Annotated in this window: 14 protein-coding genes and 4 tRNA genes; all 18 read left to right on the top strand. The window is 58.9% G+C overall.

The genetic code is table 11. From position 1 onward, the window contains the following. Positions 1-231 precede the first annotated feature (231 nt). The 18 genes from birA to rpsG all read left to right on the top strand — a co-directional run bounded on the left by birA (position 232) and on the right by rpsG (position 17,262). Positions 232-1,191 (top strand): bifunctional biotin--[acetyl-CoA-carboxylase] ligase/biotin operon repressor BirA, encoded by a 960-nt coding sequence (gene birA, locus N7422_RS18870; protein WP_279807944.1) that lies wholly within the window; start codon positions 232-234, stop codon positions 1,189-1,191. Then, on the top strand, positions 1,181-1,930 hold the full coding sequence (locus tag N7422_RS18865; RefSeq protein ID WP_279807943.1) for a pantothenate kinase: 750 nt from the start codon (positions 1,181-1,183) through the stop codon (positions 1,928-1,930). Before birA ends, N7422_RS18865 begins: the two co-directional genes overlap by 11 nt. A 7-nt stretch (positions 1,931-1,937) precedes the next feature. Continuing rightward, positions 1,938-2,363, top strand: a complete 426-nt coding sequence (locus N7422_RS18860) for a hypothetical protein (protein ID WP_279807942.1) — start codon at positions 1,938-1,940, stop codon at positions 2,361-2,363. 144 nt (positions 2,364-2,507) lie between these two features. Beyond that, positions 2,508-2,591: transfer RNA gene (locus N7422_RS18855), tRNA-Tyr, on the top strand. 24 nt (positions 2,592-2,615) lie between these two features. After that, positions 2,616-2,689 (top strand) — tRNA-Gly (locus tag N7422_RS18850). A 28-nt stretch (positions 2,690-2,717) separates the two neighbouring features. After that, a tRNA-Thr gene (locus N7422_RS18845) sits at positions 2,718-2,793 on the top strand. 80 nt (positions 2,794-2,873) lie between these two features. Then, positions 2,874-4,067 carry an elongation factor Tu gene (gene tuf, locus N7422_RS18840; RefSeq protein ID WP_003255489.1) on the top strand — a complete coding sequence of 398 codons (1,194 nt, stop codon included), beginning with the start codon at positions 2,874-2,876 and terminating at the stop codon, positions 4,065-4,067. A gap of 54 nt (positions 4,068-4,121) precedes the next feature. Next, a tRNA-Trp gene (locus N7422_RS18835) sits at positions 4,122-4,197 on the top strand. Between the two features lie 44 nt (positions 4,198-4,241). Further along, positions 4,242-4,610 (top strand): preprotein translocase subunit SecE, encoded by a 369-nt coding sequence (gene secE, locus N7422_RS18830; protein ID WP_011531879.1) that lies wholly within the window; start codon positions 4,242-4,244, stop codon positions 4,608-4,610. A 9-nt stretch (positions 4,611-4,619) separates the two neighbouring features. Then, complete coding sequence (gene nusG / locus N7422_RS18825) at positions 4,620-5,153, top strand: transcription termination/antitermination protein NusG (protein ID WP_011531880.1); 534 nt, start codon at positions 4,620-4,622, stop codon at positions 5,151-5,153. A gap of 119 nt (positions 5,154-5,272) precedes the next feature. After that, entirely contained in the window at positions 5,273-5,704 is a 432-nt protein-coding gene (gene rplK / locus N7422_RS18820; RefSeq protein WP_011531881.1) for a 50S ribosomal protein L11, read from the top strand. Continuing rightward, positions 5,704-6,399, top strand: coding sequence for a 50S ribosomal protein L1 (gene rplA, locus N7422_RS18815; RefSeq protein ID WP_279807941.1), 696 nt, complete (start codon positions 5,704-5,706; stop codon positions 6,397-6,399). The genes rplK and rplA overlap by 1 nt, the downstream gene beginning before the upstream one ends. Positions 6,400-6,596: 197 nt before the next feature. After that, complete coding sequence (rplJ, locus tag N7422_RS18810; protein ID WP_009397369.1) at positions 6,597-7,097, top strand: 50S ribosomal protein L10; 501 nt, start codon at positions 6,597-6,599, stop codon at positions 7,095-7,097. Positions 7,098-7,177: 80 nt separating this feature from the next. Continuing rightward, positions 7,178-7,546 carry a 50S ribosomal protein L7/L12 gene (gene rplL / locus N7422_RS18805; protein WP_011531883.1) on the top strand — a complete coding sequence of 123 codons (369 nt, stop codon included), beginning with the start codon at positions 7,178-7,180 and terminating at the stop codon, positions 7,544-7,546. Between the two features lie 219 nt (positions 7,547-7,765). Next, entirely contained in the window at positions 7,766-11,839 is a 4,074-nt protein-coding gene (gene rpoB, locus N7422_RS18800) for a DNA-directed RNA polymerase subunit beta (RefSeq protein WP_279807939.1), read from the top strand. Positions 11,840-11,903: 64 nt separating this feature from the next. Beyond that, a complete protein-coding gene (gene rpoC / locus N7422_RS18795) occupies positions 11,904-16,103 on the top strand; it encodes a DNA-directed RNA polymerase subunit beta' (RefSeq protein ID WP_279807938.1) in 4,200 nt (1,399 codons plus the stop codon). A 210-nt stretch (positions 16,104-16,313) separates the two neighbouring features. Beyond that, complete coding sequence (rpsL, locus tag N7422_RS18790; RefSeq protein WP_003255492.1) at positions 16,314-16,685, top strand: 30S ribosomal protein S12; 372 nt, start codon at positions 16,314-16,316, stop codon at positions 16,683-16,685. A gap of 106 nt (positions 16,686-16,791) precedes the next feature. Beyond that, positions 16,792-17,262: a 30S ribosomal protein S7 gene (rpsG, locus tag N7422_RS18785; protein WP_003246741.1), complete on the top strand. Its 471-nt coding sequence runs from the start codon at positions 16,792-16,794 to the stop codon at positions 17,260-17,262. The last annotated feature ends 14 nt before the right edge of the window (positions 17,263-17,276 follow it).

Raw genomic sequence — 17,276 nt, 5'->3', positions numbered from 1 at the left:
CCTGTATTCCCAAAGCCCTGTGGGAGCGGCCTCGTGTCGCGAAAGGGGCGCGTAGCGCCCCCAGGATCTTGGATCTGTTTCAGGATTGTCCGGGCCGCGTTGCGGCGCTTTCGCGGCACAAGGCCGCTCCTACAGGTAAAACGCCAGCTGCGAGCCCGGCGGTAGCCCTTTTCCTATGCAAGCTCTCGGGGCGTGGCTATCATGCCAGCCTTATTCCAAGTCGAGACTGGCATGCTGAAGTTGTTGAATCTCCTCAAGGATGGCCGGTTCCATTCCGGGGAAGCCCTGGGGGTTGCCCTCGGGGTAAGCCGTAGCGCCGTTTGGAAGCAGCTGCAGCACCTCGAGAGCGAGCTGAACCTGACCATTCACAAGGTCCGCGGCCGTGGCTATCAGCTGGCAGCACCGCTGAATCTGCTTGAATCGCGCGCGATCGCCGAGTATTCCGAGGGTGAGCAGTGGCCTGTTTTCATTCACGAAACCATTGACTCCACGAATGCTGAGGGGCTCAGGCTTGTCGGCGGAGGGCAGGTGGCTCCGTTTCTGGTGCTGGCCGAGCGTCAGAGTGCTGGTCGTGGTCGTCGAGGTCGCCATTGGGTCAGCCCGTTTGCTGAAAACCTCTATTACAGCCTTGTTCTTCGGGTCGATGGTGGCATGCGCCAGCTCGAGGGTTTGAGTCTGGTGGTCGGATTGGCGGTGATGCGAACGCTGCAGGCGTTCGGGCTGCAGGAAGTCGGGCTCAAGTGGCCTAATGACGTCCTGGTCAAGGGGCGAAAAATCACCGGCATTCTGCTGGAGCTGGTGGGCGATCCTGCCGACGTCTGTCATGTAGTCCTGGGTATCGGCATCAATGTGAACATGCAGGCCGATGAGCAGATCGATCAGCCCTGGGCTTCGATGCGCGGGGAGCTGGGCCAGGTAGTCGATCGCAACCAGCTGGTGGCCTTGTTGAGCCGTCAGCTGCAGCATGAACTGGCGCGGCATCGGCGCTACGGTTTCGCGGCTTTCCAGGAAGAGTGGGAACAGGCGCATCTCTGGCAAGGCCGAAAAGTGTCGCTTACCGCCGGTACTACGCGCGTCGATGGTGTGGCTCTGGGCGTGGATGGGCAGGGCGGCTTGCGTCTTGAAGTCGATGGTGTCGAAAAGAGCTTCAGCGGTGGCGAGCTCAGTCTGAGGTTGCGTGATGATTCTTGAGCTCGACTGTGGGAACAGCTTTATTAAGTGGCGTGTGATCCATGTCGCCGATGCAGCGATCACCGGTGGCGGCATTGTCGACTCTGATCAGGCTCTGCTGGCCGCGGTCGCCGCGCTTGTCGGCCTGCGCCTTGTCGGCTGCCGAATGGTCAGTGTGCGCAGCGAAGAGGAAACCTCGTCGCTGTGTGCATTGCTCCAGGACAGCTTCGGTGTTGCGGTGAGTGTCGCTCAGCCGGTCAGGGAAATGGCTGGAGTCCGAAATGGCTATGAAGACTTCCAGCGGCTGGGCATGGACCGCTGGCTGGCAGCGCTCGGTGCGTATCATCTGGCCAAAGGTGCCTGCTTGATCATCGACTTCGGAACTGCAGCAAAGGCTGACTTCGTGGCTGCCGATGGCGAGCACCTGGGTGGCTACATATGCCCGGGGATGCCGCTGATGCGCAGCCAGTTGCGAACGCACACTCGACGTATCCGCTATGACGACGCCTCTGCTGAGCGGGCATTGAGCAGCCTTGCTCCTGGTCGCTCCACGGTTGAGGCGGTCGAGCGCGGTTGCGTTTTGATGCTCCAGGGGTTTGCTCGCGCTCAGATCGAGCAGGCCGAGGCGCTGTGGGGTGACGACTTCACGGTGTTCCTCACTGGTGGCGACGCACCCTTGGTGCGCGAGGCCGCTCCCCAGGCGCGGATCATTCCAGACCTGGTATTCGTCGGCCTGGCCATGGCCTGCCCATTGAACTGAGGTGTCTATGCGCTGGTTGTTTCTGCTATTGCTCGTGCTGAACGTCTTCTATTACGTCTGGCATCAGCAGGAGGCCCCTCTCAAGGTGAAAGAGGTCGCGCCGCTCTCGTTGTACAAGGGCAGCCAGCAGGAAATCCGCCTGTTGCGCGAGACTGGGGCTGCGGCGCCCGCCCGCCGTCGTGATGAGTGCCTGGTGGTGGGCGGCGTTGCGGCGCGAGAACAGCTCGATGCCTTGCGCCAGCGTCTGCTGAGCCTCGATATCAGCGCTGTGCCGGTCGCAGGTCAGCTGCCGGGTGCGGACGGTTTCTGGCTCAAGGTTGCCCCTGACAGCGAGCGTTTGCTGGACCAAACGGTGCTCTCGATTCTTTCTAAGGATTTCAAAGACTTAAAACACAAAATTATTTTGTGCGAGGGTATTGCAACTGCTGAATAGCTTGATAGAATGGCGCCCGCTTCACAGGGAACACCACTGAGGTGGTGGCGCTGGAAGCGGTTGTCAAAGTAGCTAACTTCAAGATTTAATTGAAAAAAGCTTGACAGCAGGACGGCAAGAGTTGAAAATGCCGCCCACAAAGCAGGAGGGATTCCCGAGCGGCCAAAGGGGACGGACTGTAAATCCGTTGCGAGAGCTTCGAAGGTTCGAATCCTTCTCCCTCCACCAGTTTTAGCGAGAGCCGCAAGCTCCGCGGGTATAGTTTAGTGGTAGAACCTCAGCCTTCCAAGCTGATGATGCGGGTTCGATTCCCGCTACCCGCTCCAAGTTTGCTGTTATTGCGCAAAGTGTTTCGCTCTTGTAGCTCAGTTGGTAGAGCACACCCTTGGTAAGGGTGAGGTCAGCGGTTCAAGTCCGCTCAAGAGCTCCATATAGACAAAGGCAGATATGAAAATATCTGCCTTTGTTTTATCAGCGGTATGACTATTTCTTCTGCGGAGGACTGTATCGATGGCTAAGGAAAAGTTTGATCGTTCCCTTCCCCACGTTAACGTCGGCACCATTGGCCACGTTGACCACGGTAAGACCACTCTGACCGCAGCTCTGACTCGCGTTTGCTCCGAAGTTTTCGGTTCGGCAATCGTTGAGTTCGACAAGATCGACTCGGCTCCGGAAGAAAAAGCGCGCGGTATCACCATCAACACCGCTCACGTTGAGTACAACTCGACCATTCGTCACTACGCTCACGTTGACTGCCCAGGTCACGCTGACTACGTGAAGAACATGATCACCGGTGCTGCCCAGATGGACGGCGCGATCCTGGTTTGCTCGGCCGCCGATGGTCCGATGCCACAAACCCGTGAGCACATCCTGCTGTCCCGTCAGGTAGGCGTTCCGTACATCGTGGTCTTCCTGAACAAGGCTGACCTGGTAGACGACGCTGAGCTGCTGGAACTGGTCGAGATGGAAGTTCGCGACCTGCTGTCCACCTACGACTTCCCAGGCGACGACACTCCGATCATCATCGGTTCGGCTCGTATGGCCCTGGAAGGCAAAGACGACAACGAAATGGGCACTACCGCTGTCAAGAAGCTGGTAGAGACTCTGGACAGCTACATTCCTGAGCCAGTTCGTGCCATCGACCAGCCGTTCCTGATGCCGATCGAAGACGTATTCTCGATCTCGGGTCGTGGTACTGTTGTTACCGGCCGTATCGAGCGTGGTATCGTCCGCGTTCAAGACCCGCTGGAAATCGTTGGTCTGCGTGACACCACCACCACTACCTGCACCGGCGTTGAGATGTTCCGCAAGCTGCTGGACGAAGGTCGTGCTGGTGAGAACTGCGGCGTTCTGCTGCGTGGTACCAAGCGTGACGACGTTGAGCGTGGCCAGGTTCTGGTCAAGCCAGGTTCGGTCAAGCCGCACACCAAGTTCACCGCAGAAGTCTACGTCCTGTCGAAGGAAGAAGGCGGCCGTCACACTCCGTTCTTCAAAGGCTACCGTCCTCAGTTCTACTTCCGTACCACTGACGTGACCGGTAACTGCGAACTGCCGGAAGGCGTTGAGATGGTAATGCCAGGTGACAACATTCAGATGACTGTCACCCTGATCAAGACCATCGCGATGGAAGACGGTCTGCGCTTCGCCATCCGTGAAGGCGGTCGTACCGTCGGCGCCGGCGTCGTAGCAAAAATTATTGAATAAGTAGTTGATTTATTTGATCGGGCCGGTATAATGGCCGGCCTGATACAGCGTTATAGGTCAGTAGCTCAATTGGCAGAGCGACGGTCTCCAAAACCGTAGGTTGGGGGTTCGATTCCCTCCTGACCTGCCATTCACCTCGGTGTGATTGGCTTTCTTCTCACAGGATCCTCCTTGATGACTCCCAAAACTGAAGCCCAAGAATCGCGTTTTGATCTGTTCAAGTGGCTGGCTGTTGTCGCATTGGTAGTCGTGGGCGTAGTGGGTAATCAGTATTACTCTGCCTCTCCGATCCTGTATCGCGTACTCGTCCTGCTCGCTTTGGCTGCAGTCGCTGGCTTCGTTGCCCTGCAGACCGCCAAAGGCAAGTCGTTCTTTGCGCTGGCGAAGGAAGCTCGTACCGAGATCCGTAAAGTCGTGTGGCCAACCCGCCAAGAAACCACCCAGACCACGCTGATTGTCGTGGCTGTAGTTCTGGTTATGGCACTGCTGCTGTGGGGTCTCGACTCCCTGCTCGGCTGGTTGGTCTCCTTGATCGTTGGCTAAGGGTGTCTCGTGGCTAAGCGTTGGTATGTTGTTCATGCTTACTCGGGTTACGAGAAGCATGTCATGCGCTCCCTGATCGAGCGTGTCAAGCTGGCTGGCATGGAAGACGAATTCGGCGAGATTCTGGTCCCGACCGAAGAAGTCGTCGAAATGCGTAACGGCCAGAAGCGCAAGAGCGAGCGTAAATTCTTCCCTGGCTATGTATTGGTCCAGATGGAAATGAACGAAGGGACTTGGCACCTTGTCAAGGATACCCCTCGAGTCATGGGTTTCATTGGTGGTACCGCAGACAAGCCTGCGCCGATCACCGATAAAGAGGCTGAGGCCATCCTGCGTCGCGTGGCCGACGGCAGTGACAAGCCCAAGCCGAAGACGCTGTTCGAGCCGGGTGAAGTGGTTCGCGTCATTGACGGTCCCTTCGCTGACTTCAACGGCAGTGTCGAAGAAGTTAACTACGAGAAGAGTCGCCTGCAGGTCGCGGTGCTCATTTTCGGTCGCTCCACTCCGGTGGAGCTCGAGTTCAGCCAGGTCGAGAAGGTCTAGCGGAACGAAGCATCCCATACCCCGCAGCCCTATGTGCTGCGGGGTTTTGTCGTCACTGGGATAAAACGCAAGTCATCCGGGGAGCCGTCTGGCGTTCGTACCCGATTTTGGAGTAGCTCATGGCTAAGAAGATTCAGGCTTACATCAAGCTGCAAGTAAAGGCCGGCCAGGCCAACCCAAGCCCACCCGTTGGTCCAGCACTGGGTCAACACGGTGTGAACATCATGGAATTCTGCAAGGCCTTCAACGCCCGTACCCAGGGTCAAGAGCCAGGTCTGCCGACTCCAGTGATCATCACTGTCTACAGTGACCGTAGCTTCACCTTCGAGACCAAGAGCACCCCTGCCTCGGTTCTGCTGAAGAAAGCTGCTGGCCTGACCAGTGGTTCGGCCCGTCCGAACACCGTCAAGGTCGGTACCGTTACCCGTGCTCAGCTGGAAGATATCGCCAAGGCCAAACAGGCCGATCTGACTGCCGCTGACCTGGACGCTGCTGTACGCACCATCGCCGGCTCTGCCCGTAGCATGGGCCTGAACGTGGAGGGTGTGTAATGGCTAAGCTGACCAAGCGCCAAAAGGCTATCGCCGAGAAAATCGAAGCAGGCAAGGCCTACAACTTCGAAGAAGCCGCCGCTCTGCTGGCTTCGCTGCCGACTGCCAAATTCGTCGAGTCGTACGACATCGCCGTAAACCTGGGTGTTGACCCGCGTAAATCCGACCAGGTCGTTCGCAGCGCTACCGTGCTGCCGCACGGCACTGGCAAGACCGTTCGCGTTGCCGTCTTCACCCAGGGTCCAGCTGCTGAAGCCGCTCTGGCTGCCGGCGCTGACCGCGTAGGTATGGACGATCTGGCTGCCGAAATGAAAGGCGGCGACCTGAACTATGACGTCGTCATCGCATCCCCTGATGCCATGCGCGTTGTAGGTCAGCTGGGTCAGGTTCTGGGTCCTCGCGGCCTGATGCCTAACCCGAAAGTAGGTACCGTGACCCCGGACGTAGCCACTGCCGTGAAAAACGCCAAGGCTGGTCAGGTTCGCTACCGTACCGACAAGAACGGTATCATCCACACCTCCGTTGGCAAGGTTGGCTTCGAAGCCGGCAAGCTGAAGGAAAACGTTGAAGCCCTGATCGCCGATCTGAAGCGTATCAAGCCGGCTTCCTCGAAAGGTATCTACGTCAAGCGCGTTACCCTGAGCACCACCATGGGCCCAGGTCTGGTCATCGATCAGAGCTCGCTGGACGTGTAATGCTCGGTCGGTGCGACCTGGTCGCACCGGCTACTAAATTGGGGTCCCTGCCTGGCGGGGGCTATCCAAGACCGTAGGCGGCGCAAGCCTTAAACGACAAGCCTACGCAGATGGTGCTCCCGATTCGTTCGCGAATCAGACACCAAAACGACATCCGGCTTCGGCCAGATGAAACGGTAGAAACCAGGAGTAAACCCGTGGCAATTAAACTCGAAGACAAGAAGGCCATCGTCGCTGAAGTCAACGAGGCTGCCAAAGTCGCTCTGTCCGCTGTCGTGGCCGATGCCCGTGGTGTGACTGTAGGCGCAATGACCGGACTCCGTAAAGAGGCCCGCGAAGCTGGCGTTTACGTACGTGTCGTACGTAACACCCTGCTCAAGCGCGCTGTTGAAGGCACCGAGTTCTCGGTCCTCAACGATGCGTTCAAAGGCCCGACCCTGATCGCCTTCTCCAACGAACACCCGGGCGCTGCTGCCCGTCTGTTCAAAGAGTTCGCCAAGGGTCAGGACAAGTTCGAGATCAAGGCAGCTGCGTTCGACGGCAAGTTCCTTGCCGCTAACCAGATCGACGTGCTGGCAACCCTGCCAACTCGCGACGAGGCTATCGCACAGCTGATGAGCGTGATCCAAGGTGCAACCAGCAAGCTGGCTCGTACTCTGGCAGCTCTGCGCGACCAGAAAGAAGCCGCTGCCGCCTAAGGCTGCGTAGTCTCTTTCGAAATCAAACGTTTAATTTGATGGCCGCGTAGGCTGTCACCCCAATACAGGAATACATAGTCATGTCTCTGACTAACGAGCAAATCATCGAAGCGATCGGCCAGAAAACCGTTCTGGAAATTGTTGAACTGATCAAAGCGATGGAAGAAACCTTCGGCGTTACCGCTGCTGCCGCTGTTGCCGCTGGCCCAGCTGTTGCTGCCGCCGCTGCTGAAGAGCAGACCGAGTTCAACGTCGTTCTGACCGAAGCTGGCGACAAGAAAGTCAACGTGATCAAGGCTGTTCGCGAGCTGACCGGTCTGGGCCTGAAAGAAGCCAAAGAGAAAGTCGACGGCGCTCCTCAGGTTATCGCTGAAGGCGTTTCGAAAGAAGCCGCTGAAGACGCGAAGAAGAAGCTGGAAGAAGCTGGCGCTAAAGTCGAGCTGAAGTAATTTCGACTTTGCGACTCCAGTCCGAGCGTTGAGCGAAGGGCTGATGGCTGGTGGCTTATGCCACCGGCCTTTTTCCGTTATTGGTGGCCGATCAGGTCGGCCCCGATAACGCGCTGCAAGACACCCAAGAGGGTGGCGCAAACCAAGTGGTTTGCACGATTTTCGGCTGCTCCCGCCGGGAGATGCCAAACAAGCAGGTGACCAAGCTGGGGAATGCTGATGGCTTACTCATACACTGAGAAAAAACGTATCCGCAAGGACTTTAGCAAGTTGCCGGACGTCATGGATGTGCCTTACCTCCTGGCCATCCAGCTGGATTCGTATCGCGAATTCCTGCAGGCGGGAGCATCCAAGGACCAGTTCCGCGACGTCGGCCTGCATGCGGCCTTCAAATCGGTATTCCCGATCATCAGCTACTCCGGCAATGCTGCCCTGGAGTACGTCGGCTATCGCCTGGGCGAGCCGGCGTTCGATGTGAAGGAATGTGTCCTGCGTGGTGTGACCTTCGCGGTCCCGCTGCGTGTGAAGGTGCGCCTGATCATCTTCGACAAGGAATCGTCGAACAAAGCGATCAAGGACATCAAAGAGCAAGAAGTCTACATGGGTGAAATCCCCCTGATGACTGAGAACGGTACCTTCGTTATCAACGGTACCGAGCGTGTGATCGTGTCCCAGCTGCACCGTTCGCCAGGTGTGTTCTTCGACCACGACCGTGGCAAGACTCACAGCTCCGGCAAGCTGCTGTACTCCGCTCGCATCATCCCTTACCGCGGTTCGTGGCTGGACTTCGAGTTCGACCCGAAGGACTGCGTGTTCGTGCGTATCGACCGTCGCCGCAAACTGCCGGCCTCGGTACTGCTGCGCGCGCTGGGCTACAGCACTGAGGAAGTGCTGAACACCTTCTACACCACCAACGTGTTCCACATCTCCGGCGAAAAGCTGAGCCTGGAGCTGGTGCCACAGCGTCTGCGTGGTGAAGTCGCGGTCATGGACATCCATGACGGCAGCGGCAAGGTCATCGTCGAGCAGGGCCGCCGTATTACCGCGCGCCACATCAACCAGCTGGAAAAGGCTGGCGTGAAAGAGCTGGACGTGCCGATGGAGTACGTACTGGGTCGCACCACCGCCAAGGCCATCGTGCATCCGGCGACCGGCGAGATCCTGGCCGAGTGCAACACCGAGCTGACCACCGAGCTGCTGATCAAGATCGCCAAGGCTCAGGTCGTGCGCATCGAGACTCTGTACACCAACGACATCGACTGCGGTCCGTTCATCTCGGATACCCTGAAGATCGACACCACCAGCAACCAGCTGGAAGCTCTGGTCGAGATCTATCGCATGATGCGTCCAGGCGAGCCGCCAACCAAGGATGCCGCCGAGACCCTGTTCAACAACCTGTTCTTCAGCGCCGAGCGTTACGACCTGTCCGCCGTCGGCCGCATGAAGTTCAACCGTCGTATCGGTCGTACCGAGATCGAAGGTTCGGGCGTGCTGAGCAAGGAAGACATCGTCGAGGTTCTCAAGACCCTGGTCGATATCCGTAACGGCAAAGGCATCGTCGACGACATCGACCACCTGGGTAACCGTCGCGTGCGTTGCGTCGGCGAGATGGCCGAGAACCAGTTCCGCGTTGGCCTGGTGCGTGTAGAGCGCGCGGTCAAAGAGCGTCTGTCGATGGCTGAAAGCGAAGGCCTGATGCCGCAGGACCTGATCAACGCCAAGCCGGTCGCGGCGGCGGTGAAGGAGTTCTTCGGTTCCAGCCAGCTCTCGCAGTTCATGGACCAGAACAACCCGCTTTCCGAGATCACCCACAAGCGCCGTGTCTCCGCACTCGGCCCAGGTGGTCTGACCCGTGAGCGCGCAGGCTTCGAAGTCCGTGACGTACACCCGACCCACTACGGCCGCGTGTGCCCGATCGAGACCCCTGAAGGTCCGAACATCGGTCTGATCAACTCCCTGGCGGCCTATGCCCGCACCAACCAGTACGGCTTCCTGGAAAGCCCGTACCGTGTGGTGAAGGAAGGCGTGGTCAGCGACGACATCGTGTTCCTGTCGGCGATCGAAGAGGCTGACCACGTCATCGCTCAGGCTTCGGCCGCGATGAACGACAAGAAGCAACTGATCGACGAGCTGGTAGCGGTCCGTCACCTGAACGAATTCACCGTCAAGGCGCCGGAAGACGTCACCCTGATGGACGTATCGCCGAAGCAGGTTGTTTCCGTCGCTGCCTCGCTGATTCCGTTCCTCGAGCACGACGACGCCAACCGTGCGTTGATGGGTTCGAACATGCAGCGTCAGGCTGTTCCGACCCTGCGCGCCGACAAGCCGCTGGTAGGTACCGGCATGGAGCGCAACGTCGCCCGTGACTCCGGTGTCTGCGTGGTCGCTCGCCGCGGTGGTGTGATCGATTCGGTCGACGCCAGCCGTATCGTCGTTCGCGTGGCTGACGACGAAGTCGAGACCGGTGAAGCCGGTGTTGATATCTACAACCTGACCAAATACACCCGTTCGAACCAGAACACCTGCATCAACCAGCGTCCGCTGGTGAGCAAAGGTGATGTGGTCGCACGTGGCGACATCATGGCCGATGGTCCATCCACCGACATGGGTGAGCTGGCTCTGGGTCAGAACATGCGCATCGCGTTCATGGCGTGGAACGGCTTCAACTTCGAAGACTCCATCTGCCTGTCCGAGCGTGTGGTTCAGGAAGACCGCTTCACCACGATCCACATCCAGGAACTGACCTGCGTGGCGCGTGACACCAAGCTCGGCCCAGAGGAAATCACCGCGGACATCCCGAACGTGGGTGAAGCTGCGCTGAACAAGCTGGACGAGGCCGGTATCGTCTACGTAGGTGCCGAAGTCGGCGCCGGCGATATCCTGGTCGGCAAGGTCACCCCGAAAGGCGAGACCCAGCTGACTCCGGAAGAAAAACTGCTGCGTGCGATCTTCGGCGAGAAGGCCAGCGACGTCAAAGACACCTCCCTGCGCGTGCCGACCGGCACCAAGGGTACCGTCATCGACGTACAGGTCTTCACCCGTGACGGCGTGGAGCGCGACAGCCGCGCCCTGGCCATCGAGAAGATGCAGCTGGACGAGATCCGCAAGGACCTGAACGAAGAGTTCCGCATCGTCGAAGGCGCAACCTTCGAGCGTCTGCGTTCCGCTCTGAACGGCCAGGTGGTCGACGGTGGTGCGGGCCTGAAGAAAGGTACCGTGATCTCCGACGACGTGCTGAACGGTCTGGAGCACGGCCAGTGGTTCAAACTGCGCATGGCCGAAGATGCACTGAACGAGCAGCTGGAAAAGGCTCAGCAGTACATCGTCGATCGTCGCCGTCTGCTGGACGACAAGTTCGAAGACAAGAAGCGCAAGCTGCAGCAGGGCGATGACCTGGCACCGGGCGTACTGAAGATCGTCAAGGTCTACCTGGCAATCCGCCGTCGCATCCAGCCGGGTGACAAGATGGCCGGTCGTCACGGTAACAAGGGTGTCGTCTCGGTGATCATGCCGGTCGAAGACATGCCGCACGACGCCAACGGTACTCCGGTCGACGTCGTACTGAACCCGCTGGGCGTACCTTCGCGTATGAACGTCGGGCAGATCCTCGAAACCCACCTGGGCCTCGCGGCCAAGGGTCTGGGCGAGAAGATCGACCGCATGATCGAAGAGCAGCGTAAAGCCGCTGAGCTGCGTGGCTTCCTCACCGAGATCTACAACGAGATCGGTGGCCGTCAGGAGAACCTGGAAGAGTTCACCGACGCGGAAATCATGGCCCTGGCGAACAACCTGAAGAAAGGCGTGCCAATGGCAACTCCGGTCTTCGATGGTGCCAAGGAACGTGAGATCAAGGCCATGCTGAAACTGGCAGACCTGCCGGAAAGCGGCCAGATGCAGCTGTTCGACGGCCGTACCGGCAACAAGTTCGAGCGTCCAGTGACCGTTGGTTACATGTACATGCTCAAGCTGAACCACTTGGTGGACGACAAGATGCACGCGCGTTCCACTGGTTCCTACAGCCTGGTTACCCAGCAGCCGCTGGGTGGTAAGGCACAGTTCGGTGGTCAGCGTTTCGGGGAGATGGAAGTGTGGGCGCTGGAAGCATACGGCGCGGCATACACTCTGCAAGAAATGCTCACAGTGAAGTCGGACGACGTGAACGGCCGTACCAAGATGTACAAGAACATCGTGGATGGCGATCACCGTATGGAGCCGGGCATGCCCGAGTCCTTCAACGTGTTGATCAAAGAGATCCGTTCGCTCGGTATCGATATCGATCTGGAAACCGAATAACACGTGACGCGAAGGGGAGTGGGGCAGGTAATGCCCGCTCCCTGCTCCGCCAGGAGGAAAGGCCTTGAAAGACCTACTGAATTTGCTGAAAAACCAGGGTCAAGTCGAAGAGTTCGACGCCATCCGCATCGGTCTGGCGTCGCCTGAAATGATCCGTTCGTGGTCGTTCGGTGAAGTCAAAAAGCCGGAAACCATCAACTACCGTACGTTCAAGCCTGAGCGTGACGGCCTGTTCTGCGCCAAGATCTTTGGCCCAGTCAAGGACTACGAGTGCCTGTGCGGCAAGTACAAGCGCCTCAAGCACCGCGGCGTGATCTGCGAGAAGTGCGGCGTTGAAGTCGCCCTGGCCAAGGTTCGTCGTGAGCGCATGGCGCACATCGAACTGGCCTCGCCGGTCGCCCACATCTGGTTCCTGAAGTCGCTGCCGTCCCGTATCGGCCTGCTGATGGACATGACCCTGCGTGACATCGAGCGCGTGCTCTACTTCGAGAGCTACGTAGTGATCGATCCGGGCATGACCACCCTCGAGAAGGGTCAGCTGCTCAACGACGAGCAGTACTTCGAAGCGCTGGAAGAGTTCGGTGACGACTTCGACGCCCGCATGGGTGCCGAGGCTGTCCGCGAGCTGCTGCACGCCATCGACCTGGAGCACGAGATCGGTCGCCTGCGTGAAGAGATTCCGCAGACCAACTCGGAAACCAAGATCAAGAAGCTGTCCAAGCGCCTGAAGCTGATGGAAGCTTTCCAGGGCTCGGGCAACCTGCCTGAGTGGATGGTCCTGACCGTCCTGCCAGTGCTGCCGCCGGACCTGCGTCCGCTGGTTCCGCTGGATGGCGGTCGCTTTGCGACCTCCGACCTGAACGACCTGTATCGTCGGGTGATCAACCGTAACAACCGTCTGAAGCGCCTGCTCGATCTGTCGGCGCCAGACATCATCGTGCGCAACGAAAAGCGCATGCTGCAGGAAGCGGTCGACGCCCTGCTCGACAACGGCCGTCGCGGTCGCGCCATCACTGGCTCGAACAAGCGTCCGCTGAAGTCCCTGGCCGACATGATCAAAGGTAAGCAAGGTCGCTTCCGTCAGAACTTGCTCGGTAAGCGCGTGGACTACTCCGGCCGTTCGGTAATTACCGTAGGCCCGACCCTGCGTCTGCATCAGTGCGGTCTGCCGAAGAAGATGGCTCTCGAGCTGTTCAAACCGTTCATCTTCGGCAAGCTGGAAATGCGTGGTCTGGCGACCACCATCAAGGCTGCCAAGAAGATGGTCGAGCGCGAGCTGCCAGAGGTGTGGGACGTTCTCGCCGAAGTGATTCGCGAACACCCCGTACTGCTCAACCGTGCACCAACCCTTCACCGTCTGGGTATCCAGGCGTTCGAGCCTGTGCTCATCGAAGGTAAGGCAATCCAGCTGCACCCGCTGGTCTGTGCCGCGTACAACGCCGACTTCGACGGTGACCAGATGGCCGTTCACGTGCCTCTGACCCTGGAAGCCCAGCTTGAAGCGCGCGCGCTGATGATGTCGACCAACAACATCCTGTCGCCAGCCAACGGTGAGCCAATCATCGTTCCGTCGCAGGACGTTGTACTGGGTCTGTACTACATGACCCGTGAAGCCATCAACGCCAAGGGCGAAGGTCGCGTATTCGCCGACCTGCAGGAAGTCGACCGCGTATTCCGCGCCGGCGAAGCCGCCCTGCACGCGAAAATCAAGGTCCGTATCAACGAGACCGTGAACGACCGTGATGGCAGCGTCACCAAGAACACCCGTATCGTCGACACCACCGTCGGCCGTGCGCTGCTGTTCCAGGTTGTACCGGCAGGCCTGCCGTACGACGTGGTGAACCAGCCGATGAAGAAGAAGGCGATCTCCAAGCTGATCAACCAGTGCTATCGCGTGGTTGGTCTGAAAGAGACCGTGATCTTCGCTGACCAGCTGATGTACACCGGTTTCGCCTACTCGACCATCTCCGGTGTTTCGATCGGTGTGAACGACTTCGTCATCCCGGATGAGAAGGCTCGCATCATCGACAGCGCTACCGATGAAGTGAAGGAAATCGAGAGCCAGTACGCCTCCGGCCTGGTAACCCAGGGCGAGAAGTACAACAAGGTCATCGACTTGTGGTCGAAGGCGAACGACGAAGTGTCCAAGGCGATGATGGCCAACCTCTCGAAAGAGAAGGTCATCGACCGCGAGGGCAAGGAAGTCGAGCAAGAGTCCTTCAACTCGATGTACATGATGGCCGACTCCGGTGCTCGTGGTTCCGCGGCCCAGATCCGTCAGCTGGCCGGTATGCGTGGCCTGATGGCCAAGCCGGACGGCTCGATCATCGAGACGCCGATCACCGCGAACTTCCGTGAAGGTCTGAGCGTACTGCAGTACTTCATCTCGACTCACGGTGCTCGTAAGGGTCTGGCGGATACCGCATTGAAGACCGCGAACTCCGGTTATCTGACTCGTCGTCTGGTAGACGTGGCGCAGGATCTGGTCGTGACCGAGATCGACTGCGGCACCGACCACGGCCTGCTGATGACTCCGCACATCGAAGGCGGCGACGTTGTCGAGCCGCTGGGTGAGCGCGTACTGGGCCGTGTCATCGCCCGTGACGTGTTCAAGCCAGGCACCGAGGACGTCATTGTTCCGGCTGGCACCCTGGTCGACGAGCAGTGGGTCGAGTTCATCGAGCTGAACAGTATCGATGAAGTGGTCGTGCGTTCGCCGATCAGCTGCGAAACCCGCTACGGCATCTGCGCCAAGTGCTACGGTCGCGACCTGGCTCGCGGTCACCAGGTGAACATCGGTGAAGCTGTCGGCGTTATCGCTGCCCAGTCCATCGGTGAGCCGGGTACCCAGCTGACCATGCGTACGTTCCACATCGGTGGTGCTGCAAGCCGTACCTCGGCTGCCGACAGCGTCCAGGTGAAGAACGGCGGTATGGTGCGTCTGCACAACCTGAAGCAGGTCGAGCGTGCCGATGGCAACCTGGTTGCCGTGTCGCGTTCCGGCGAGCTGGCCATTGCCGACGAGTTCGGTCGTGAGCGTGAGCGCTACAAGCTGCCATACGGTGCGGTGATTTCGGTCAAGGAAGGTGAGAAGGTCGAAGCTGGCGCCATCGTCGCCAAGTGGGACCCGCACACCCACCCGATCGTTACCGAACTGAAAGGTACCGTGACCTTCGTGGGCATGGAAGAAGGCATCACCATCAAGCGTCAGACCGACGAACTGACCGGCCTGACCAACATCGAAGTGATGGACGTCAAGGATCGCCCTGCCGCCGGCAAGGAAATCCGTCCGGCAATCAAGATGGTCGATGCTGCTGGCAAGGATCTGTACCTGCCAGGTACCGACGTACCGGCCCAGTACTTCCTGCCGGCCAACGCCCTCGTCGGTGTGGCTGACGGTGCTCAGATCGGTGTTGGTGACGTTATCGCGCGTATCCCGCAAGAGACGTCGAAGACCCGTGACATCACCGGTGGTCTGCCGCGCGTTGCCGACCTGTTCGAAGCGCGTCGTCCGAAAGAAGCCTCGATCCTGGCTGAAGTCAGCGGCACCATCGCCTTCGGCAAGGAAACCAAGGGCAAGCGCCGTCTGGTCATTACCCCGACCGACGGTAGCGATCCGTACGAAGAGCTGATTCCGAAGTGGCGCCACCTGAACGTCTTCGAAGGCGAACAGGTAAACCGCGGCGAAGTCATCTCCGATGGTCCGAGCGATCCGCACGACATCCTGCGTCTGCTGGGTGTGAGCGCGCTGGCCAAGTACATCGTCAACGAGATCCAGGACGTTTACCGTCTGCAGGGCGTGAAGATCAACGACAAGCACATCGAGACCATCCTGCGTCAGATGCTGCGTAAAGTTGAGATCACCGAGTCCGGCGACTCCAGCTTCATCAAGGGCGACCAGATGGAACTGACTCAGGTGCTGGTCGAGAACGAACGTCTCGCTGGCGAAGACAAGTTCATCTCGAAGTTCTCGCGCGTGCTGCTGGGTATCACCAAGGCGTCGCTGTCGACCGAATCGTTCATCTCCGCGGCTTCCTTCCAGGAAACCACCCGCGTACTGACCGAAGCGGCCGTCACCGGCAAGCGCGATTACCTGCGCGGCCTGAAAGAGAACGTGGTCGTGGGTCGTCTGATCCCGGCGGGTACCGGTCTGGCCTACCACAGCGAGCGCAAGCGTCGCCGTGATGCCGACAAGCCGCTGCGTGTGAGCGCCAGTGAGGTGGAAGCCGCACTGACCGAAGCGCTGAACTCCAGCGGTAACTAAGACAGGGCAGGGCCCCGGCGCACCTCGCAAGGCCATCGGTGACATGAATTGTTGCCGATGACCGGGCGGGGAGGGCCGGGGCCTCGTCTTGACTGGGTGCAAGATCCTCTTTAGACTTTTGTACCCTTAAATTTGGTGAGGCTCCGTCTCGCCAATTTTTGGCTTTCTTGCAAGACAATAGAGTCGCAAGACAATCAGTGGAGCTAGTAGATGGCAACTATCAACCAGCTGGTACGTCAGCCGCGCAAGCGTTCGGTCGAGAAGTCCGACGTTCCTGCGCTGCAGAACTGCCCGCAGCGTCGTGGCGTGTGCACCCGTGTGTACACCACCACGCCGAAAAAACCTAACTCGGCACTGCGTAAAGTATGCCGTGTGCGTCTGACCAACGGTTTCGAGGTTTCCTCGTACATCGGCGGTGAAGGCCACAACCTGCAAGAGCACAGCGTCGTCCTGATCCGTGGCGGCCGTGTAAAAGACTTGCCAGGTGTTCGTTACCACACCGTTCGCGGCTCTCTGGATACTTCGGGCGTCAAAGGCCGTAACCAGGGTCGTTCGAAGTACGGTACCAAGCGTCCGAAGTAATCGGTCGTTTGCAGACATCCATTTATTTGAGTCGATAAGAGTAAGGTCGGGCAGGGGTCGAAGACCCACGTCCCGGGCTAACCTGAAGACCGTTTGAGGGCTTATCATGCCAAGACGTCGTGTAGCAGCAAAACGTGAGATTCTGGACGATCCGAAGTACGGGTCCCAGATCCTCGCCAAGTTCATGAACCACGTGATGGAAAGCGGCAAGAAGGCCGTAGCCGAGCGCATCGTTTACGGTGCCCTGGATACCGTCAAAGCACGCAAGAACAGCGACCCCCTGGAAATCTTCGAGAAAGCTCTCGACGCCATCGCTCCGCTGGTCGAAGTAAAGTCCCGTCGTGTCGGCGGTGCCACTTACCAGGTTCCGGTTGAAGTTCGTCCATCCCGTCGTAACGCTCTGGCAATGCGCTGGCTCGTAGACTACGCCCGCAAGCGCGGCGAGAAGTCGATGGCCCTGCGTCTGGCCGGTGAACTGCTGGATGCTGCCGAAGGCAAGGGTGCTGCAGTCAAGAAGCGTGAAGACGTGCACCGTATGGCCGAGGCCAACAAAGCGTTCTCGCACTACCGCTTCTAATTCAAGCATCAATC

The sequence above is a fragment of the Pseudomonas sp. GD04091 genome (assembly GCF_029836165.1).
In the GTDB taxonomy this organism is placed as follows: Bacteria; Pseudomonadota; Gammaproteobacteria; order Pseudomonadales; family Pseudomonadaceae; genus Aquipseudomonas.
Note: the sequence above shows the minus strand (reverse complement) of the source record. Positions and strands in the feature narration are given on the sequence as shown.